Annotated in this window: 19 protein-coding genes and 1 tRNA gene; 1 reads left to right on the forward strand and 19 read right to left on the reverse strand. The window is 61.9% G+C overall.

Features of this window, described 5'->3' with window-relative positions; all coding sequences use genetic code 11:
* Positions 1-2: 2 nt before the first annotated feature.
* From nuoL to NCS67_RS07940, 19 genes are all read right to left on the reverse strand, one after another.
* Complete coding sequence (gene nuoL / locus NCS67_RS07850; RefSeq protein ID WP_250434883.1) at positions 3-2072, reverse strand: NADH-quinone oxidoreductase subunit L; 2070 nt, start codon at positions 2070-2072, stop codon at positions 3-5.
* 17 nt (positions 2073-2089) lie between these two features.
* Positions 2090-2395 (reverse strand): NADH-quinone oxidoreductase subunit NuoK, encoded by a 306-nt coding sequence (nuoK, locus tag NCS67_RS07855; RefSeq protein WP_007588140.1) that lies wholly within the window; start codon positions 2393-2395, stop codon positions 2090-2092.
* Positions 2396-2415: 20 nt separating this feature from the next.
* Complete coding sequence (locus NCS67_RS07860) at positions 2416-3093, reverse strand: NADH-quinone oxidoreductase subunit J (RefSeq protein WP_250434884.1); 678 nt, start codon at positions 3091-3093, stop codon at positions 2416-2418.
* A 154-nt stretch (positions 3094-3247) separates the two neighbouring features.
* A complete protein-coding gene (gene nuoI, locus NCS67_RS07865) occupies positions 3248-3736 on the reverse strand; it encodes an NADH-quinone oxidoreductase subunit NuoI (RefSeq protein ID WP_008341734.1) in 489 nt (162 codons plus the stop codon).
* 21 nt (positions 3737-3757) lie between these two features.
* Complete coding sequence (gene nuoH / locus NCS67_RS07870) at positions 3758-4822, reverse strand: NADH-quinone oxidoreductase subunit NuoH (RefSeq protein ID WP_008341736.1); 1065 nt, start codon at positions 4820-4822, stop codon at positions 3758-3760.
* Between the two features lie 2 nt (positions 4823-4824).
* A complete protein-coding gene (gene nuoG / locus NCS67_RS07875; RefSeq protein WP_175983175.1) occupies positions 4825-7164 on the reverse strand; it encodes an NADH-quinone oxidoreductase subunit NuoG in 2340 nt (779 codons plus the stop codon).
* Positions 7165-7223: 59 nt separating this feature from the next.
* Positions 7224-8546, reverse strand: a complete 1323-nt coding sequence (gene nuoF / locus NCS67_RS07880; protein WP_008341740.1) for an NADH-quinone oxidoreductase subunit NuoF — start codon at positions 8544-8546, stop codon at positions 7224-7226.
* The gene (gene nuoE, locus NCS67_RS07885) at positions 8543-9028 is read right to left on the reverse strand and encodes an NADH-quinone oxidoreductase subunit NuoE (protein ID WP_008341741.1); all 486 of its coding nucleotides are present in this window, start codon (positions 9026-9028) and stop codon (positions 8543-8545) included. Before nuoE ends, nuoF begins: the two co-directional genes overlap by 4 nt.
* A gap of 150 nt (positions 9029-9178) precedes the next feature.
* Positions 9179-10432: an NADH-quinone oxidoreductase subunit D gene (locus tag NCS67_RS07890; protein WP_008341742.1), complete on the reverse strand. Its 1254-nt coding sequence runs from the start codon at positions 10430-10432 to the stop codon at positions 9179-9181.
* 9 nt (positions 10433-10441) lie between these two features.
* Positions 10442-11044 (reverse strand): NADH-quinone oxidoreductase subunit C, encoded by a 603-nt coding sequence (locus NCS67_RS07895; protein ID WP_008341743.1) that lies wholly within the window; start codon positions 11042-11044, stop codon positions 10442-10444.
* Positions 11045-11065: 21 nt separating this feature from the next.
* Positions 11066-11545 carry a NuoB/complex I 20 kDa subunit family protein gene (locus NCS67_RS07900; protein WP_006052903.1) on the reverse strand — a complete coding sequence of 160 codons (480 nt, stop codon included), beginning with the start codon at positions 11543-11545 and terminating at the stop codon, positions 11066-11068.
* Positions 11546-11606: 61 nt separating this feature from the next.
* Positions 11607-11966 carry an NADH-quinone oxidoreductase subunit A gene (locus NCS67_RS07905; protein WP_008341784.1) on the reverse strand — a complete coding sequence of 120 codons (360 nt, stop codon included), beginning with the start codon at positions 11964-11966 and terminating at the stop codon, positions 11607-11609.
* 215 nt (positions 11967-12181) lie between these two features.
* A tRNA-Leu gene (locus tag NCS67_RS07910) sits at positions 12182-12266 on the reverse strand.
* Positions 12267-12393: 127 nt separating this feature from the next.
* The gene (gene secG, locus NCS67_RS07915) at positions 12394-12771 is read right to left on the reverse strand and encodes a preprotein translocase subunit SecG (RefSeq protein ID WP_250434885.1); all 378 of its coding nucleotides are present in this window, start codon (positions 12769-12771) and stop codon (positions 12394-12396) included.
* An 88-nt stretch (positions 12772-12859) separates the two neighbouring features.
* Positions 12860-13633 carry a triose-phosphate isomerase gene (tpiA, locus tag NCS67_RS07920; protein ID WP_008341786.1) on the reverse strand — a complete coding sequence of 258 codons (774 nt, stop codon included), beginning with the start codon at positions 13631-13633 and terminating at the stop codon, positions 12860-12862.
* A 177-nt stretch (positions 13634-13810) separates the two neighbouring features.
* Complete coding sequence (locus NCS67_RS07925; RefSeq protein WP_034473898.1) at positions 13811-14827, reverse strand: NAD(P)H-quinone oxidoreductase; 1017 nt, start codon at positions 14825-14827, stop codon at positions 13811-13813.
* 190 nt (positions 14828-15017) lie between these two features.
* Entirely contained in the window at positions 15018-17156 is a 2139-nt protein-coding gene (gene pnp, locus NCS67_RS07930) for a polyribonucleotide nucleotidyltransferase (protein ID WP_008341788.1), read from the reverse strand.
* Between the two features lie 363 nt (positions 17157-17519).
* Complete coding sequence (gene rpsO / locus NCS67_RS07935) at positions 17520-17789, reverse strand: 30S ribosomal protein S15 (RefSeq protein ID WP_008341789.1); 270 nt, start codon at positions 17787-17789, stop codon at positions 17520-17522.
* Positions 17790-17949: 160 nt separating this feature from the next.
* Positions 17950-19239, reverse strand: coding sequence for a branched-chain amino acid ABC transporter substrate-binding protein (locus NCS67_RS07940; RefSeq protein WP_250434886.1), 1290 nt, complete (start codon positions 19237-19239; stop codon positions 17950-17952).
* A 195-nt stretch (positions 19240-19434) separates the two neighbouring features.
* Here NCS67_RS07940 and NCS67_RS07945 point away from each other — a divergent pair, with 195 nt between their 5' ends.
* A complete protein-coding gene (locus NCS67_RS07945) occupies positions 19435-19950 on the forward strand; it encodes a hypothetical protein (protein ID WP_033535784.1) in 516 nt (171 codons plus the stop codon).
* Positions 19951-20060: the final 110 nt, after the last annotated feature.

The raw sequence follows: 20060 nt of genomic DNA on the forward strand, positions 1-20060 counted from the left end.
CCTTATTTGCCGCCGAGCGTCACAAACAGGGTCAAGAGCCCCAACATGCCGATAATCATGGCGAACGCGTAGTGATAGATGTAACCGGATTGAAGGAAGCGGATCACACCGGCGAACCAGCCCATGAACCGCGCACTGCCGTTGACGATGCCGTCGATGACGACCACATCGCCCTCTTTCCACAAGCCGCGGCCGATGGCGACAGCGCCCTTCGCGAACACGACCTCGTTGATCTTGTCGCAGTAGTACTTGTTGTCGAGCAGCACGTAGATCGGGCGGAACGTGCGCGCGACAACCGCCGGCAGGTCCGGACGCTTCATGTAGAAGAACCACGCGACGATCACGCCGAGCGCCGCGAGCCACACCGGACCCGGGGTGATGATGCCGTGCAGCGCCATCGCAATCCAGCCGTGGAACTCTTCGGCCATTTCCTTCAGGCCTTCGTGGTTCTCGGCGATGTAGATCACCTTGTCGAACACGACGCCGTGCGAGAAGAAGTCGCCGTAGATCATCGGGCCGATCATGATCGCGCCGATGATGATCGACGGAATCGCGAGCAGCACGAGCGGCAGCGTCACGACCCAAGGCGTTTCGTGCGGGACGTGAGCGTGTCCGTGACCGTGATCGTCGTGATGACCGTGCGAATCATGACCGTGGCCGTGCGCTTCCGCCTGGCCCATCGGCGAGTCGGGATGCTTCGGACCGCGGAAGCGCTCTTCGCCGTGGAACACCATGAAGTACATACGGAACGAGTACAGCGACGTGACGAAGACGCTCGCGACCACCGCGAAATACGCGAAGCCCGAGCCCGCCAGATGCGAGTACTTCACGGCTTCGATGATCGAATCCTTCGAGTAGAAGCCCGAGAAGAACGGCGTGCCGATCAGCGCGAGCGAACCGATCAGCGATGTGATCCAGGTGATCGGCATGTACTTGCGCAGGCCGCCCATGTTGCGCATGTCCTGATCGTGGTGCATGCCGATGATGACCGAGCCCGCGCCGAGGAACAGCAGCGCCTTGAAGAACGCGTGCGTGCCGAGGTGGAACACGGCGACCGGATAAGCCGAGACGCCGAGCGCGACCGTCATGTAGCCGAGCTGCGAGAGCGTCGAGTACGCGACCACGCGCTTGATGTCGTTTTGCACGACGCCGAGGAAGCCCATGAACAAGGCCGTGATCGCGCCGATGACCGTCACGAACGAAAGCGCCGCATCCGAATGCTCGAAGAGCGGCGACATGCGCGTCACCATGAAGATGCCGGCCGTCACCATCGTTGCCGCGTGGATCAGCGCGGAGATCGGCGTCGGGCCTTCCATCGAGTCGGGCAGCCAGACGTGCAGCGGGAACTGCGCCGACTTGCCCATCGCGCCGATGAAGAGGCAAATGCACGCGACCGTCAGCAGACCCCATTGCGTGCCGGGGAACGTCATCGTCGCGAGCTTGTCGCCCTGCGCGAACACGTCGCCATAGTTCAGCGAACCGGCGAACGCGAGCAGCAGGCCAATGCCCAGCAGGAAGCCGAAGTCGCCCACGCGGTTCACGATGAACGCCTTCATGTTGGCGTAGATCGCGCTCTCACGCGTGAAGTAGAAGCCGATCAGCAGGTACGACACGAGGCCCACCGCTTCCCAGCCGAAGAACAGCTGCAGGAAGTTGTTGCTCATGACGAGCATCAGCATCGAGAACGTGAAGAGCGAGATGTACGAGAAGAAGCGCTCGTAGCCGACTTCCTCGTCCGCCATGTAGCCGATGGTGTAGATGTGCACCATCAGCGAGACGAAGGTCACGATGACCATCATCATCGCCGTGAGCGAGTCGACCAGGAAGCCGACTTCCATCTTCAGCGTGCCGACGCTCATCCATTCGTAGATGGTCGCGTTGAAGCTCGCGCCGTGCATCACGTCGTTGAAGACGATCGCCGAAAGAATGAACGCGATGAAGACGCCGAGGATCGTGACGCGATGCGCGCCCTTGCGCCCTACCCATTTCGCGAACAGCCCCGCGATCAGACAGCCGGCAAGCGGCGCCAGCGGAACCGCGAGCAGGAGGTTTTCATTGAGTGTCGTGGACATAACAGCCTAGCCTGAAATTAACCTTTGAGCTGATCGAGGTCCTCGACGTTGATCGTGTCGAGGCTACGGAACAGGGTCACGAGAATCGCGAGACCGATCGCGGCTTCAGCGGCGGCGACAGTCAGCACGAAGAACACGAAGATCTGGCCGTGCACGTCGCCCAGATAGTGCGAGAACGCGACGAAATTGGTGTTCACCGCGAGCAGCATCAATTCGATGGCCATCAGGATGATGATGACGTTGCGGCGGTTCAGGAAGATGCCGACGATGCTGATCGCAAAGAGGATCGCACCGAGCACGAGGTAATGGGCAAGACTCAACATATTCGATTTCTCCTTCGCGCTCAGCCCTTGTTGTCGACCGTGCCCGCGCCGATGTTGCCGGTCACGGCAGGTTCCGTGGAGGCGTCGGGCGCCTGCGTTTCGGCCTGCATCTTCACGAGGCGCACGCGGTCTTCGCGGCGCACCTTGACCTGCTGGCTGACGGTTTGGGTCTTCTTGTCCTTCTTGTCGCGGATCGTGAGCGAGATCGCCGCGATGATCGCAACCAGCAGCACGAGGCCGGCGATTTCGAACGCGAAGATGTAGTCGGTGTAGATGACCTTGCCGATCAGTTGCGTGTTCGACATCGCCGCTGCGCCCGTCACCGCCGTCGACGTTTCGGGTGTGATCGTGCCGCCGTAGCCGTGCCAAAGGATCAGCGCGGTCTCGATCACGATGATCGCGCCGACGATGCTCGCGAGCGGCACGAAGCGCCTGAAATCCTTGCGCAGGACATCGATGTTGATGTCGAGCATCATGACGACGAACAGGAACAGCACCATCACGGCGCCGACATATACGAGAACCAGCAGAATCGCGAGGAATTCGGCTTGCAGCAGCATCCAGATCGCGGCCGCGTTGAAGAACGCGAGCACGAGGAAGAGCGCGGACGACACCGGGTTGCGCGAAGTGATCACCTTCAGCGCGGAAACGACCAGCAGCAGCGCGAAGATATAGAACAGTACGATTGTGAATTCCATGATTACCGGTTCATCGTTAGGCCATCATCAGGCATGGTGTGTCGGCGCTTTCGGACAGGAGCCGCCCTCGGCGCGCGCCGCAGTGTGCCAAACAGCAACAACAAAATCGCTACGGTGCGATGCCGGAACATGAGGCTCGGGCATCGGACGCATATCAACGATAAGGCGCGTCGGCCGCCTTCGATGCGGCGATTTCCGTTTCGTAGCGATCGCCCACCGCAAGCAGCATGTCCTTCGTGAAATACAGGTCGCCGCGCTTTTCGCCGTGATATTCGAGGATGTGCGTTTCGACGATCGAATCGACCGGGCAGCTCTCCTCGCAGAAACCGCAGAAGATGCACTTGGTCAGGTCGATGTCGTAACGCGTGGTGCGACGGGTGTTGTCCGCGCGCGTTTCCGATTCGATCGTGATCGCCATCGCCGGGCACACCGCTTCGCACAGCTTGCAGGCGATGCAGCGCTCTTCGCCGTTCTCATAGCGGCGCAGCGCGTGCAGACCGCGAAAACGCGGCGAGATCGGCGTCTTTTCTTCCGGGAACTGCACCGTGATCTTGCGCTGGAACGTGTAACGTCCCGTCAGCGCAAGACCCTTGAGCAACTCGGTCAGGAAGAAGGTCTTAAAGAAGTTCTGAATAGCATTCATGATGTTTTCGTCCGCGCTCGCTTACTTCCAGATGTTGAGCGGCGACATGATCCAGAAACCGACCACGACCACCCAGATCACCGACACCGGCAGGAACACCTTCCAGCCGAGACGCATGATCTGGTCGTAGCGGTAACGCGGGAATGTCGCGCGCGCCCAGATGAAGACCGACAGCAGCAGGAAAACCTTGAAAACGAACCAGAATACGCCCGGAATGAACGACAGGAAGCCGAACGGTGCATCCCAGCCGCCGAGGAACAGCGTCGCTGCGATCGCCGAGATCACGATCATGTTGATGTACTCGGCGAGGAAGAACAGCGCGAACGCCATGCCCGAGTAATCGATCATGTGACCGGCGACGATTTCCGATTCGCCTTCCACCACGTCGAACGGGTGACGGTTCGTTTCCGCGATGCCCGAGATGAAGTACACGACGAACATCGGCAAAAGTGGCAGCCAGTTCCACGACAGGAAGTTGATGCCCCAGCCCGCGAACATGCCGCGCTGCTGCGAGTGCACGATGTCGGACATGTTCAGCGTGCCCGCAACCATCAGCACCACGACGAGCGCGAAGCCCATCGAGATTTCGTAGGACACCATCTGCGCCGCGGCGCGCATCGCGCCGAGAAACGCGTACTTCGAGTTCGACGCCCAACCCGCCAGAATCACGCCGTACACGCCGATCGACGAAATCGCCATGATGTACAGCAGACCCGCGTTGATGTCGCCGAGCACCGCTTTCGCCTGGAACGGGATCACCGCCCACACGGCGAACGCCGGCACCACGGTCATGATCGGTGCGATCACATAGATCCACTTGCTCGCAGCCGTCGGCTGGATGACTTCCTTGAGCAGAAGCTTCAGCACGTCGGCGATCGGCTGCAGCAAGCCTGCGGGGCCGACGCGGTTCGGGCCGAGACGCACGTGCATCCAGCCGATGAGCTTGCGTTCCCAGAGAATCAGGTAGGCCACGCACAGCAGGATGACCACCGAAACCACCAGGATGCGGACCACCGCCCACACCGTCGGCCATGCGACGCCCAGAAGCTGCGTGCCGCCTGCGTTGATCGTATCGAACAAGCCCATTTTTACGCCTTCTCCACTACCAGTTCACCGAACAGGCCGCCGAGCGCGGCGCCAGCCGTCGTGCCCGCCGACACGCGGACCACCGATTCCGCGAGATTCGCATCGCGGACCGCGGGCAACGTCACCGACAGATTGCCTTGGCGAATACGCACTGCTTCGCCATCCTTCAGACCGAGCTTGTCGAAGAGCGCCGTCGGGAGGCCCGCCACGTTTGCATCGCGTGCGGCTGCCGTCAAATGCAACGAGGGCGCGCGGCGCACGAGCGCATCGGCGTGATAGATCGGTACATCGGCGAGACGCTGCAGGCCGCTGCCGTTCAACACGACGTTCGATGCAGCGCGCTTGGCCTGCACCGTCGTCTTGTTCGACAGACGCGCGGTCAGATCGCCCGTGCCCAACGCCGCGACACGCACTTCGTCAGCGGTGTCGAACTCGAAGCCCGGCAGGCCGAGGATCGTGCCCAGCACGCGCAACACCTTCCAGCCCGGACGCGTCTCGCCGAGCGCGCGCACGACGCCGTTGAACGACTGAGCGGTGCCTTCCGCGTTGACGAACGTGCCCGACGTTTCCGTGAACGGCGCGATCGGCAGCAGCACGTCCGCGTAGTCCATGCCGTGCTTGAACGGCGACATCACGACGACCATTTCCGCTGCCTTGAGCGCGGCGATGGCTTGCGCCGGATTGGCCGTATCGAATTCCGGTTCCGCGTTGAAGAGCACGTAGCCCTTGCGCGGCTGCTCGAACACTTCGCGCGCGTTGAGACCGCCCTCGCCCGGCAATGCATCGACGAGATGCGCGCCGACCGAGTTCGCCCCTTCCGTGAGGAAGCCGAGCGTCGCGCCGGTATTGTCGGCGATCCACTGGGCGGCCGCCTGAATCTGCGCGAAATCCGGATGCTGAACCGCGAGGTTGCCGAGCAGCACGACGCGCTGTTCGCCCGCCGACAGCGACGCCGCGACGTCCTTCGCCGCGGCCGACACTTCGCGACCCGCGAATGCGTCCGGCAGCGCGACGCCGCGCGCTTCCGAAACCGCCGCAGCGATGCCCGCAAGCTGATCGAGCCACGCCGACGGCGCCGCGACCAGGCGATGCGCGGTCGGGATCAGCGAGTCGTCGTTGCTTGCGTTGAGGAACGTGAGCTTCGCGCCGTTTTTCGCGGCCTGACGCAGACGCGCGGCAAACAGCGGATGATCGCGACGCAGGAACGAGCCGATGACGAACGCAGTGTCGATAGTCGACAGATTCGCGATCTTCGTGCCGAGCCACGGCGCGCCGACGCCGACCGGCGCCGAGAAATCGTTCTGACGCAGACGGAAATCGACGTTCGGCGTGCCGACGCCTTCAGCCAGCGTCTTCAGCAGATGCAGTTCTTCGACCGTGCTGTGCGGCGTGGCCAAAGCGGCGATGGCATTCGCGCCGTGATCCGCCTTGATGCCCTTCAGGCCCTTCGCGACGTACTCGAGCGCGGTCTGCCAGTCGGTTTCGATCCAGTTGCCGCCCTGCTTCAGCATCGGCGCGGTGAGACGCTCGTCGCTGTTCAGGCCTTCGTACGAGAAGCGGTCCTTGTCGGAGATCCAGCATTCGTTGATGGCTTCGTTCTCCATCGGCAGAACGCGCATCACGCGGTTGTTCTTCACCTGCACCACGAGGTTCGCGCCGACGGAATCGTGCGGGCTCACCGACTTGCGGCGCGACAGTTCCCACGTACGGGCGCTGTAGCGGAACGGCTTGCTCGTCAACGCGCCGACCGGGCACAGGTCGATCATGTTGCCCGACAGCTCCGAATCCACGGTCTTGCCGACGAACGACGTGATTTCCGAATGCTCGCCACGGCCCAGCATGCCGAGCTCCATCACGCCGGCGACTTCCTGGCCGAAGCGCACGCAGCGCGTGCAGTGGATGCAGCGCGACATCTCTTCCATCGAGATGAGCGGACCGACGTTCTTGTGGAACACCACGCGCTTTTCTTCGCTATAGCGCGACTGCGACTTGCCGTAACCGACGGCCAGATCCTGCAATTGGCACTCGCCGCCCTGATCGCAGATCGGGCAATCGAGCGGGTGGTTGATCAGCAGGAATTCCATCACCGACTGTTGGGCCTTCACGGCCTTGTCCGACGTCGTGCGGACGATCATGCCGTTCGATACCGGCGTGGCGCAGGCGGGAACGGCCTTCGGCATCTTTTCGACTTCGACGAGGCACATCCGGCAGTTCGCCGCGATCGACAGTTTCTTGTGATAGCAGAAGTGAGGGATGTACGTATCGACCTTGTGCGCAGCCTGGATCACCATGCTGCCTTCAGGCACCTCGACCGCCTTGCCGTCAATTTCTAGTTCAACCATGATGGATAAAGATCCTCAACCCTTCTCGAGCGTTGTCGCGCATCTGACTGCGCGCCTGATTACGCGGTAAGCGCTTCGGACGGCGCGTGATGCGCGTGCCCGCCGACGAGACAATGCTTGTGCTCGACGTGATATTCGAATTCGTCCCAGAAGTGCTTGAGCATGCCGCGCACGGGCATCGCCGCTGCATCGCCGAGCGCGCAGATCGTACGGCCCATGATGTTCTCGGCGACCGAGTTCAGCAGATCCAGATCTTCCTTGCGGCCGAGACCGTGCTCGATGCGATGCACGACGCGATACAGCCAGCCCGTGCCCTCACGGCACGGCGTGCATTGGCCGCACGACTCTTCATAGTAGAAGTACGACAGGCGCAACAGCGAGCGCACCATGCAGCGCGTTTCGTTCATCACGATGACCGCGCCCGAGCCCAGCATCGAGCCGGCCTTCGCGATCGAGTCGTAGTCCATGTCGGTCGCGAGCATCATGTCGCCCGGCACGACCGGCGCGGACGAGCCGCCCGGAATCACGGCCTTGATCGACTTGCCGCGCACGCCGCCCGCCAGTTCCATCAGCGTCGAGAACGGCGTGCCGAGCGGAATCTCGTAGTTGCCCGGACGGTTCACATCGCCCGAGACGGAGAAAATCTTCGTGCCGCCGTTGTTCGGCTTGCCGATCTCGAGGTAATTCTGCGGGCCGATTTCCAGCAGGAACGGCACCGCCGCGAACGTCTCGGTGTTGTTGATCGTGGTCGGCTTGCCGTACACGCCGAAGCTCGCCGGGAACGGCGGCTTGAAGCGCGGCTGGCCCTTCTTGCCTTCGAGCGATTCGAGCAGCGCGGTTTCTTCACCGCAGATGTACGCGCCGTAACCATGGTGCGCGTACAGCTCGAACGAGAAACCCGAGCCCAGGATGTTCGCGCCCAGATAGCCGGCCTGACGCGCTTCTTCGAGCGCCGCTTCGAACACGCGATAGACCTCGAAAATCTCGCCGTGGATATAGTTGTAGCCGACGGTGATGCCCATTGCATACGCGCCGATGGCCATGCCTTCGATCAGCGCGTGCGGATTCCAGCGCAGGATGTCGCGATCCTTGAACGTGCCCGGCTCGCCTTCGTCCGAATTGCAGACGAGATACTTCTGCCCCGGAAACTGACGCGGCATGAAGCTCCACTTCAGGCCGGTCGGAAAGCCCGCGCCGCCGCGGCCGCGCAGACCCGACGCCTTGACGTCGGCGATCACCTGCTCGGGTGGAATCTTTTCTTCGAGAATGCGGCGCAACTGCTTGTAGCCGCCGCGCGCGACGTAATCTTCGAGATGCCAGTTCTCGCCATTGAGGCCAGCGAGGATCAGCGGCTTGATGTGACGATCGTGGAGTGACGTCATTTCGAAAGTTCCTCGATCAACTGGTCGATCTTCTCGCGGCTCATGAAGCTGCACATGCGATGGTTGTTCACGAGCAGCACAGGTGCGTCGCCGCACGCGCCGAAGCACTCGCCTTCTTTCAGCGTGAACTTGCCGTCGGGCGTGGTCTCGCCGAAATCGATTCCAAGCTTCTGCTTGAGATATTCGGCAGCGCTGTCCGAACCGCCATCCGGGCCAAGCTGGCAGGGCAGATTCGTGCAGAGCGTGATCTTGTGCTTGCCGACCGGCTTCAGCTCGTACATCGTGTAGAACGTAGCGACTTCCTGCACCGCGACGGGCGGCATGCTCAGGTAATCGGCCACGAACTGCATGATTTCGGGCGAAAGCCAACCATGCTCTTCCTGAGCGACAGCGAGCGCCGCCATCACCGCCGATTGCTTTTGCTCGGCGGGATACTTCGCGACCGCGCGATCGATTTCTTTCAGGCCTTCAGCTGAGATCATTTTCAGACACGACTCTTTCAATTCCTACCGAACGAAAACCTGCCGCGCCCTTCGTATTGCGGCAGACCTGGCGTTCCTGCGGGTTCCTGTTATTGCTTTCGCGTTTCTTGCGCAGCGGCTCGGCGAGCCGACCGCGCAGGCGCCGATGAATCAGCGATCGATCTCGCCGAACACGATGTCTTGCGTACCGATGATCGTCACTGCGTCGGCGATCATGTGGCCTCGCGCCATTTCATCGAGCGCTGCGAGGTGTGCATAGCCCGGCGCGCGAATCTTCAGGCGATACGGCTTGTTCGCGCCATCCGAGATCAGGTAGATGCCGAACTCGCCCTTCGGATGCTCGACCGCAGCGTACGTTTCGCCTTCCGGCACATGGAAGCCTTCGGTAAAGAGCTTGAAATGATGAATCAGCTCTTCCATGTTGCTCTTCATGCCGACGCGCGACGGCGGTGCAACCTTGTGATTATCGACCATCACAGGGCCAGGATTCTTGCGCAGCCACGCAATGCACTGTTTGGCGATGCGCGTCGACTGGCGCATTTCTTCCACGCGCACCAGATAGCGGTCGTAGCAGTCGCCGTTCACGCCGACGGGGATGTCGAAGTCGAGCTGATCGTACACTTCGTACGGCTGCTTCTTGCGCAAGTCCCACTCGATGCCCGAGCCGCGCAGCATCGCGCCGCTCAAGCCCATCTGCAACGCGCGCTCCGGGCTCACCACGCCGATGCCCACGAGACGCTGCTTCCAGATGCGGTTGTCGGTGAGCAGCGTTTCGTACTCGTCGACACAGCCCGGGAAACGATTGAAGAAGTCCTCGATGAAGTCGAGCAACGAGCCCTGACGGTTCTCGTTCATCTTGTCGAGCGCCTTCGCGTTGCGGATCTTCGACGCCTTGTATTGCGGCATCGCGTCCGGCAGATCGCGATAGACGCCGCCCGGACGATAGTACGCCGCGTGCATGCGCGCACCCGACACCGCCTCGTAGACGTCCATCAGATCTTCGCGCTCGCGGAACGCGTAAAGGAAGACCGCCATCGCGCCGACGTCGAGCGCGTGCGAGCCGATCCACATCAGATGGTTCAGCACGCGCGTGATTTCGTCGAACAGCACACGAATGTATTTCGCGCGGATCGGCACGTCGATGCCGAGCAGCTTCTCGATAGCGAGCACGTAGCCGTGCTCGTTGACCATCATCGACACATAGTCCAGACGGTCCATGTACGGCACGGACTGCAGGAAGGTCTTGGTCTCGGCGAGCTTCTCGGTCGCGCGATGCAGCAGACCGATGTGCGGGTCGGCGCGCTGGATCACTTCGCCGTCGAGTTCCAGCACGAGGCGCAGCACGCCGTGCGCTGCCGGGTGCTGCGGGCCAAAGTTCAGCGTGTAATTCTTGATCTCTGCCATGGCGTTCTCTTAATGTTTCAGACCGCCATAGCGATCTTCGCGAATCACGCGCGGCGTGATTTCGCGCGGTTCGATCGTCACGGGCTGGTACACCACGCGCTTCTCTTCCGGGTCGTAGCGCATTTCGACGTAGCCGGAAATCGGGAAGTCCTTGCGGAACGGATGGCCGATGAAACCATAGTCCGTGAGAATGCGGCGCAGATCGGGATGGCCTTCGAATACGATGCCATAGAGGTCGAACGCTTCGCGCTCGTACCAGTTCGCCGACGTCCAGATATCGACCACCGAAGCCACGATGGGCACTTCGTCGTCCGGAGCGAATACGCGCACGCGCACGCGCCAGTTGTGCGTGATCGAGAGAAGATGACTGACTGCCGCGAAACGCGGACCGTCGTAGACGCCGTCGCCATACGTCGAATAATCGACGCCGGAGAGGTCCATGAGCTGCTCGAAGCGCAGCGACGGGTCATCGCGCAACTGCTTGCAGACGTCCAGATAGTCGGCCGCCTTGACGACGACCGTCACCTGACCCAGCGACTCGGTAATGCTCTGGAGACGGCCGCCAAACGCCGTCTCGAGGTTCGCTTTGAGGGTCTCGAGTTTGCTTGCCATAGTTTGGGGAGACTCAGGCCCTTACTGACGGGCGATGGTGTTGGTGCGGCGAATCTTCGCCTGCAACTGGATCACGCCGTAGACCAGCGCCTCGGCGGTCGGAGGACAACCGGGAACGTAGACGTCGACCGGGACGATCCGGTCGCAGCCGCGCACGACGGAATACGAATAGTGATAGTAGCCGCCGCCGTTCGCGCACGAGCCCATGGAGATGACCCAGCGCGGCTCGGCCATCTGGTCGTACACCTTACGAAGCGCGGGCGCCATTTTGTTGCAGAGCGTGCCGGCGACGATCATCACGTCCGACTGGCGCGGGCTCGGGCGGAACACCACGCCGAAACGGTCCAGGTCGTAACGGGCGGCGCCCGCGTGCATCATTTCGACCGCGCAGCATGCGAGACCGAACGTCATCGGCCACAGGGAGCCGGTGCGCGTCCAGTTGATGAGCTTGTCAGCCGTGGTGGTGACAAAGCCTTCCTTCAAGACCCCTTCGATACTCATTTGTTTTCCACTCCAGATGAGCAGCCAGCCAAAGCCGCCCATGAATCCGGTGATCTAACTGTCATTCCCAGTCGAGTCCGCCCTTTCTCCAGATGTAGGCGAAACCGAGCAAAAATTCGAGCAGAAAAATCATCATCGCGATGAAACCAGGCCAGCCGATATCGCGCAGGGAAACACCCCACGGGAACAGGAACGCCGTCTCAAGGTCGAAAATGATGAAAAGAATCGCGACGAGATAGTAACGCACATCGAACTTCATACGCGCGTCTTCGAACGCTTCGAAGCCGCACTCGTACGGCGCGTTTTTCTCGGTGTCGGGCTTGTTGGGACCGAGGATCTTGCCAATGCTGACCAACGCTATACCTAAACCAAGGCCCACCAGAAGAAACAAGAAGACGGGGTAATAGGGTGCGAGGTTCAAGGCTATCCTCAGATCGGTAGATGTGGCCTGTAATTGATTGGGGCGCTTCAGCCGGGACGGACCACCCGGCAGGAGATATCACTTGGGACCGCTCACGATATCAGCACAACGTGACAACCGCTTTGATGTTGTCGATGCCGCCGCAAAAACGTAAGCGTACTCCAGAAGTAACAATGCCAGCCGAAGCGATGCAAGCGGCTGGCATTGGATAACTTTGGTGCCGACGGCGAGACTCGAACTCGCACAGCTTTCGCCACTACCCCCTCAAGATAGCGTGTCTACCAATTTCACCACGTCGGCACTGTACTGCAATCCGGGAAAACTACTTCTTAATTGCCGCGAATCGCTTCAAGACTTGAATTATAACTGGGCCCTTGGAATTGTTCAACGCACAAAATGCAAAATCCGCGAAAAATCTGTTCCGTCGTTATTTGGGCACGTCAGCGCCCGGCGCCGACGATGCAACCGGTGCCGACACAGGCGCAGACGCTCCTGATGCGGCCACGACCGGAGCCGATGCCGGCACAGGAGCCGCACCGCCCAACACACCCGCGGACGTCTGCGGCTTATAGCTTCCGAGATAGGTCAGCGCCAGCGTCGTCACGAAGAAGATCGCGGCGAGAATGGCCGTGGTACGCGACAGAAAGTTGGCCGAGCCCGTCGCACCGAACAGACTGCCCGATGCGCCGCTACCGAACGCCGCGCCCATGTCCGCGCCCTTGCCGTGCTGGAGCAGCACGAGGCCGATTACACCCAACGCCGACAGCAACTGAACGACGATAATCAATGTCTTCAAATACAGCATTTCAACTCACCCGATTCCTGATGTTTCCGTGACACCTTCGTGTCGCACTATGCTCTTTCGCCTGCCCTGCCCGCTCGCCGTTCGACGCTCAATGCGTCACGGTTTGCGCCGCCCGGCAGATCGCCAGAAAATCTTTCGACTTCAGCGACGCGCCGCCAATCAGCCCGCCGTCGATGTCTTTCTGCCCGAACAGCTCTTCCGCGTTTTCCGGCTTCACGCTGCCGCCATACAAGAGCGGCACGTTCGCAACCGTTGCGCCCTTCTCCAGCAGCTTGTGACGCAGAAACGCATGAACATCCTGCGCCTGCCCCGGCCGCGCGGTCTTGCCCGTACCGATCGCCCAGACCGGTTCGTACGCGACCACGATGCCCGCCGCCTGCTCTTCCGTGAGCGCCTGCAACACGGCTTCGAGCTGCGTGCCGATGATCCGCTCCGTCGTGCCCGCCTCACGTTCTTCCAGCGTCTCGCCGACACAGACGATCGGCGTAAGGCCCGCTTCGATCGCGCGCTGCGCTTTCGACGCGACGAGTTCCGGACTTTCGCGATGATACGCGCGTCGCTCCGAATGCCCGACGATCGCGTACGTGACGCCGAAGTCCGCCGCCATCTCGGCCGCGACTTCGCCGGTGAACGCACCGCCCGTATGCGCCGACACGTCCTGAATGCCCCAGCGCACCACCGAGCCGCTGAGCAGCGCTTGCGATTGCGCGAGATACGGACACGGCACGCACACGCCGACGCTCACGCCCTTCTGCAAAGCCGATGCGCCCGCGGCGACCTCGATCAGCAAGGTCGCATTTTCTCCGATGCGGCCGTGCATCTTCCAGTTGCCCACCACCAGTTTCGCTCGTTCTCTGGACATATGTCTCGTCAGTCGGTGGCGGCTTGTTGCATGCACGTGGTCAGCCGCCCTGTTATAAGAATGAACCGCTACGAACCGCAAACTGCCTGCAAAACAGGCGATTTTACTGTGTTACGACGAAACCGGTCAAACCATCAAAAGCGAGCCGCAACATGAAACGCTCGCTCCCGGCGAATTTCACGCGTCGTCGCGCCAGTCGAGCACGATCTTGCCGACGTGCGTACTGCTTTCCATCAGTGCGTGCGCGGCGGCGGCATCGCGCGCCGGGAACACCTGATGGATCACCGGCTTGATGCGCCCCGCCTCGATTTCCGGCCAGACGCGCTCCTTCAGCTTCGCCGCGAGCTTCGCCTTGAATGCGACGGGACGCGGACGCAGCGTCGAGCCCGTGATGACCAGACGCCGGCGCAGCACGTCGTTCAGATTGATCTCCGCCTTCGCGCCGCCGAGCAGCGCGATCACGCAGATGCGCCCGCCGTCGGCAAGCGCCTTGAGCTCGCGCTGAAGATAGTCGCCAGCGACCATATCCAGAATGACGTCGACGCCGCGATCGTTCGTCAGCGACTTCACCACTTCGACGAAATCTTCCGTCTTGTAGTTGATCGCCCGCTCCGCGCCGAGCGCTTCGCACGCGCGGCACTTTTCATCGGTGCCGGCCGTGGCGAACACGCGAAAGCCGAGCGCTTTGGCGATCTGAATCGCCGTCACGCCGATGCCGCTCGACCCGCCCTGCACGAGCAGCGTTTCTTCCTCGCCGTTCTCGCCCGCGCCCAACTGACCGCGTTCGAACACGTTGCTCCACACCGTGAAGAACGTCTCCGGCAAGGATGCCGCCTCGATGTCCGACAGACCCTTCGGCACCGGCAGACACTGTTCGAGCGGGGCCACCGCGTATTCGGCGTATCCGCCGCCCGCGAGCAGCGCGCACACACGATCGCCTTTTTTCAGACCGAACGGGTTGTGCTTCGGATCGAAATCGCCATCGACGATTTCACCGGCAACCTCCAGCCCCGGGAGATCCGACGCGCCCGGCGGCGGCGCATAAGCGCCCTTGCGCTGGAACACGTCCGGCCGGTTGACGCCGGAAGCGGCCACCTTGATCAACACCTCGCACTTGCCCGGCGCAGGCGTCGGACGCTCGCCGAGTTTGAGAACTTCGGGTGCGCCGAACTCAGTGATTTCGATGGCCTTCATATGCTCTCCCTGTGCCGCCCAGAGTTAGTGTGCATCCGAACCGGATGGCACTGCGCGCGCCTCGAAGCAATCCGCGCTCCACACACTGCCATCGAGTCCGATGACGCGTCGGACAATGCATAGCGTCCCAAGCGTCATACATGAAAACGGCCGGCTCGCTGAAGCGGCCGGCCGTCTACACATTACCGCATTACTGCTGCGGGTGCGTCGGTTCTGCCTGCTGCGCGCCTTCGTTCAGAAGCGCCTTCGCCGACAGACGCACACGACCCTTTTCGTCCGTCTGGATGACCTTGACCTTCACGATCTGGCCTTCCTTCAAATAGTCGTTGATGTCCTTCACGCGCTCGTTGACGATCTCAGAGATGTGCAGCAGACCGTCCTTGCCCGGCAGAATGTTCACGATCGCGCCGAAATCGAGCAGCTTGAGCACCGGGCCTTCGTAGACCTGGCCGACTTCCACTTCCGCCGTGATGTTCTCGATGCGCTTCTTCGCGTCGGCCATGCCTTCCGCGCTCGTGCTCGCGATCGTCACGACGCCGTCGTCCGAAATGTCGATGGTCGTGCCGGTTTCTTCCGTCAGCGCGCGGATCACGGAACCGCCCTTGCCGATCACGTCGCGGATCTTCTCCGGATTGATCTTGATGGTGATCATGCGCGGCGCGTAGTCCGACAGTTCCGTGTTCGTCGTCGGAACGGCGGCGGTCATCTTGCCGAGGATGTGCATGCGGCCTTCCTTGGCCTGCGCGAGCGCGACCTGCATGATTTCCTTCGTGATGCCCTGGATCTTGATGTCCATCTGCAGCGCCGTGACGCCCTGCGACGTGCCGGCCACCTTGAAGTCCATGTCGCCGAGGTGATCTTCGTCGCCGAGGATGTCGGTCAGAACCGCGAACTTGTTGCCTTCGAGGATCAGGCCCATCGCGATGCCCGCGACGTGCGCCTTCATCGGCACGCCGGCGTCCATCAGCGCGAGGCAGCCGCCGCAGACCGAAGCCATCGACGACGAACCGTTCGATTCAGTGATTTCCGACACGACGCGAATCGAATAGCCGAACTCGTCGGCGCTCGGCAGGCACGCGACCAGCGCGCGCTTCGCCAGACGGCCGTGGCCGATTTCGCGGCGCTTCGGCGAACCGACGCGGCCGGTTTCGCCCGTCGCGAACGGCGGCATGTTGTAGTGAAGCATGAAGCGCTCGCGGTATTCGCCTTCGAGTGCGTCGATGCTTTGCTCATCGCCCTTCGTGCCGAGCGTCGCGACGACGAGCGCCTGCGTTTCGCCGCGCGTGAAGAGCGCCGAGCCGTGCGTGCGCGGCAATACGCCCGTACGAATTTCGATCGGACGAACGGTGCGCGTGTCGCGGCCGTCGATGCGCGGCTCGCCGTTCAGGATCTGCGTGCGGACGATCTTCGCTTCGATATCGAACAGGACGTTGCCGACCGTCGCCGCATCGGCCGCGACCGTGCCGCCCGTCGCGGCTTCTTCCGCCAGCTTCGCCGACGTCGCCGCGTAGACTTCCTTCAGCTTGGCCGAGCGCGCCTGCTTGTTGCGCAACTGATAAGCCGCTTCGAGTTCCGGCTTGGCGATTTCCGTGACGCGCGCGATGAGCGCTTCGTTCTTCGGCGCCGGCTGCCAGTCCCACTCGGGCTTGCCGCCTTCGCGCACGAGTTCATGGATCGCGTCGATGGCGGTCTGCATCTGCTCGTGGCCGAAAACGACCGCGCCGAGCATCACTTCTTCGGAGAGCTGCTGCGCTTCCGATTCGACCATCAGCACCGCGCGCTCCGTGCCCGCGACGACCAGATCGAGCGCCGATTCCTTCATCTGCGGGCGCGTCGGGTTCAGCACGTACTCGTTGTTGATGTACGCGACACGTGCCGCGCCGACCGGACCGTTGAACGGCAGTCCCGACACGGCGAGCGCGGCGGACGCGCCGATCAGCGCCGGAATGTCGGCCGGAACATCCGGGTTCAGCGACAGGACGTGGATCACGACCTGAACTTCGTTATAGAAGCCTTCCGGGAACAGCGGACGCAGCGGGCGGTCGATCAGACGCGAAATCAGCGTTTCGCCTTCGGACGGACGGCCTTCGCGGCGGAAGAAGCCGCCCGGGATCTTGCCGGCGGCATAGGTCTTTTCGAGGTAGTCGACGGTCAGCGGGAAGAAGTCCTGGCCCGGCTTGGCGGTCTTCGCGCCGACGACGGTTGCGAGCACGACGGTATCTTCGACATCGACGATCACCGCGCCGCTCGCCTGACGGGCGATTTCACCCGTTTCGAGGCGGACGTTGTGCTGTCCCCACTTGAACTCTTTGACGATCTTATTGAACATTTCGACTCCTTCTACGTTTGCGCCGCGCCGGTCGACTGGCGCGTGCGGGAAGGTCCGGAGCCACGCTTGAGAGGTGTGTTATGCCATTCCAGCGCGATGCGTTTCGATGAACGTCGTCGCGCTGGAATGACACAAAGCTCCGCTGCGAGGCTGGACCGAGTGTCGGACCGGATGGACTCATCCGGGATAAAGCTTATGAACTGCCGAAACTTCCGACTGCGTGGCAATTACGGGCGCCGATTGCCGAAAACACGATCGGGCACCACTTCGCGACCGAAACGCACAAAAACAAAGTGCCTGTATCAGCGGACTGACACAGGCACTTCATTAGGACGTTGGCCGCAAAGCCACGCTTGGCGCCAATTACTTGCGCAGACCCAGCTTTTCGATCAGCGAGCGATAACGATCCGCGTCCTTGCCCTTCAGGTAGTCGAGCAGCTTACGACGACGGCTCACCATGCGCAGCAGACCGCGGCGGCTGTGGTGATCCTTCGAGTGCGACTTGAAGTGGACGGTGAGTTCGTTGATGCGGCTCGTCAGCAGTGCGACTTGCACTTCGGGAGAACCGGTGTCGTTTGCGCCGCGTGCGTATTCAGCGACGATGTCGGATTTCTTGATTTCTGCTACGGACATTTGCTTTTCCTTTGATACAGACAGGCGGTCACGGAAGAAAGGCCGTGCCGTGGATTTACAAAAAATGAATCGTTTCCGGCAATGCGCCAAAAACGAAGCGCAGAGTATAGCACAGTGCAATGTCTCGCCGAAGCACTTCTGCGCGGGGCGAATCGGCGCCTTAGCGCGGCGGGCGCGACATACGGCACGTCGTCGGTTGCGCGGTCTTGTCGGCGGGGACGCTCAGAAGCGTGCGGAAGCCGTAGCCCGAACCTTCGTTATCGAGCGCGACACCTTTCGTCCCCGCCTTGTCCATTTCCATGACGTAAAGGGGCTGGATCACCTGATGATCTTCGGCACGCACGGTCATCGGGTGGAAGCCTTCGCCGTCGAACTTCATGCCTTCGAGCGTGCGCGCCACCGCGAGCGGGTCCGCGCTTTTTGCGCGCGTCATCGCGGCGGCGAGCATTTCTACCATCAGCGGCATACGCGCGACAAGGTAATCGTCCGCGGCGGCAGGATAGCGGGCTCTGAACGCGCGATAGTACGCGTCCGACGCAGCGCTGCCCGCATTCGGATGCCAGTCCGCCACGGCGATCACGCGCTTCACGCCGGCATCGCCGAGCGCGGCCGGAGCGCCCAGACTGTTGCCGTAGAACGTGTAGAACTTCGTGTCGAGCCCCTGCTCGCGCGCGGCTTTGACGAGAAGCGTCAGATCGTTGCCCCAGTTTCCGGTGATCACCGCGTCCGCTCCACTCGCGCGGATTTTCGCGATGTAAGGCGCGAAATCCTTCACGCGCCCGATCGGATGAAATTCGTCGCCCGCGATCGCGATGTCCGGGCGCCGCTCCCTGAGCGCGCGCTGTGCCTCGCGGCTCACGTCGTGGCCGAAGCTGTAATCCTGATTGAGCAGATAGACCTTCTTCACCGCGCGATCGTCTTTCAGCGCATCGGCGAGGGCATCCATCCGCATGCCGGCGTGCGCGTCGAAGCGGAAATGCCAGAAACTGCACGCGTCGTTGGTGAGCGCGGGATCGTCGGCGGAATAATTGAGGAACAGCACGCGGCGATCCGGCTCGCGAGCGTTTTGGCGGTCGACAGCCGCTACGAGCGCCGCCGCCACCGCCGAACTGTTGCCCTGCATGACGAAGCCGATCTTCTCGTCGATCGCCGCACGCAGCTGCACGAGACTCGCCTCGCTGCTGCCCTTGCCATCGAGCACGACGAGTTGCAGCGGATGCGCGCCGTCCGCGAGCTTCACGCCGCCTTGCGCGTTCACGCGCTCGACGCCGAAACGCAGATTGCGCTCGACCATTGCGCCGGCGTTCGCGAACGGGCCGGACATGCCTTCGATCAGCGCGAGCTTGATGGGTGGCAATTCGGCCGCCCGCGCCGTCATGGACAAGGCAAGACACGCCGATGCCGCGATGCGCAGCCATTGCATCGCGCGCGCGCTGGTTCCGTTCTTCATGAGTTTCCGCCGATCCGCCGAAAGCGCGGATCATAGGCTGCAGCGCGCGCCCCGCGCAAGTCGCGATTGCCGACACATCGGCTTGAATGCCGCGACGTATCGGAGAATGCTTTGCCGCGCGCGCATGTCAAAATCACGGGAAACATCGAACAAACGCTGCTCGCCGCCGCGAGGAGCAAGCACGTGGAGGCTTCAATGCTGCACATACTCAACCGCATGCGCGCATCGCTGACATGCGCCGGGGTCGCGCTCCTTCTGTCCGCCTGCGCGCAGCCGTGGCAGAACTATCAGGCTGGCGCGGATGCCTCGACGATCACCGCCCGCCTCGGCCCGCCGCGCGAAATCTACGATCTGCCCAATGGCGGCAAGCGCCTGATGTGGCCGACGCAACCGCTCGGCGAATTCACCACCGCCGCCGATATCGACGCTTCCGGCAAGATCGTCAATGTTCGGCAAGTGCTCGACGAAAACGAGTTCTACAAGGCGCAGATCGGCACCTGGACGAGGCAGGACGTGCTCGTGAACTTCGGGCGGCCCGTGGAGACGTCGTACTTTCCGCTGATGAAGCGCGAAGTCTGGACCTATCGCTACATGGAGGCGAACATCTGGTATCTGATGTACAACTTCTATTTCGACGAGCAGGGCATCTTGCGCATGACGCAGAAAACGCCCGATCCGTTGCACGATCCGGATCGGCGCAATCTGTTCTGAGCGCATCGACGCCATGTAAAAAGCCCTCGCGAATGAACTGCACCCCAAAAGTTGGACACCCGTTCAACGATTTGGGGTGTTTTTTCATGAGCAAGTACAGCGCACGACTC

This window comes from Caballeronia sp. ATUFL_F2_KS9A (assembly GCF_023630765.1).
GTDB lineage: Bacteria > Pseudomonadota > Gammaproteobacteria > Burkholderiales > Burkholderiaceae > Caballeronia > Caballeronia zhejiangensis.

Excerpts from the sequence above, each read along its gene's own strand:
- pnp (WP_008341788.1), bottom strand. The coding sequence starts at position 17,156 with ATGTTCAATAAGATCGTCAAAGAGTTCAAGTGGGGACAGCACAACGTC.
- NCS67_RS07900 (WP_006052903.1), bottom strand. The coding sequence starts at position 11,545 with ATGAGTATCGAAGGGGTCTTGAAGGAAGGCTTTGTCACCACCACGGCT.
- NCS67_RS07940 (WP_250434886.1), bottom strand. The coding sequence starts at position 19,239 with ATGAAGAACGGAACCAGCGCGCGCGCGATGCAATGGCTGCGCATCGCG.
- nuoF (WP_008341740.1), bottom strand. The coding sequence starts at position 8,546 with ATGACGTCACTCCACGATCGTCACATCAAGCCGCTGATCCTCGCTGGC.
- NCS67_RS07890 (WP_008341742.1), bottom strand. The coding sequence starts at position 10,432 with ATGGCAGAGATCAAGAATTACACGCTGAACTTTGGCCCGCAGCACCCG.
- nuoI (WP_008341734.1), bottom strand. The coding sequence starts at position 3,736 with ATGAATGCTATTCAGAACTTCTTTAAGACCTTCTTCCTGACCGAGTTG.
- tpiA (WP_008341786.1), bottom strand. The coding sequence starts at position 13,633 with ATGTCCAGAGAACGAGCGAAACTGGTGGTGGGCAACTGGAAGATGCAC.
- secG (WP_250434885.1), bottom strand. The coding sequence starts at position 12,771 with ATGCTGTATTTGAAGACATTGATTATCGTCGTTCAGTTGCTGTCGGCG.
- nuoK (WP_007588140.1), bottom strand. The coding sequence starts at position 2,395 with ATGTTGAGTCTTGCCCATTACCTCGTGCTCGGTGCGATCCTCTTTGCG.
- NCS67_RS07925 (WP_034473898.1), bottom strand. The coding sequence starts at position 14,827 with ATGAAGGCCATCGAAATCACTGAGTTCGGCGCACCCGAAGTTCTCAAA.
- NCS67_RS07860 (WP_250434884.1), bottom strand. The coding sequence starts at position 3,093 with ATGGAATTCACAATCGTACTGTTCTATATCTTCGCGCTGCTGCTGGTC.
- nuoE (WP_008341741.1), bottom strand. The coding sequence starts at position 9,028 with ATGATCTCAGCTGAAGGCCTGAAAGAAATCGATCGCGCGGTCGCGAAG.
- nuoG (WP_175983175.1), bottom strand. The coding sequence starts at position 7,164 with ATGGTTGAACTAGAAATTGACGGCAAGGCGGTCGAGGTGCCTGAAGGC.
- nuoL (WP_250434883.1), bottom strand. The coding sequence starts at position 2,072 with ATGTCCACGACACTCAATGAAAACCTCCTGCTCGCGGTTCCGCTGGCG.
- nuoH (WP_008341736.1), bottom strand. The coding sequence starts at position 4,822 with ATGGGCTTGTTCGATACGATCAACGCAGGCGGCACGCAGCTTCTGGGC.
- NCS67_RS07895 (WP_008341743.1), bottom strand. The coding sequence starts at position 11,044 with ATGGCAAGCAAACTCGAGACCCTCAAAGCGAACCTCGAGACGGCGTTT.
- rpsO (WP_008341789.1), bottom strand. The coding sequence starts at position 17,789 with ATGTCCGTAGCAGAAATCAAGAAATCCGACATCGTCGCTGAATACGCA.
- NCS67_RS07945 (WP_033535784.1), top strand. The coding sequence starts at position 19,435 with ATGCTGCACATACTCAACCGCATGCGCGCATCGCTGACATGCGCCGGG.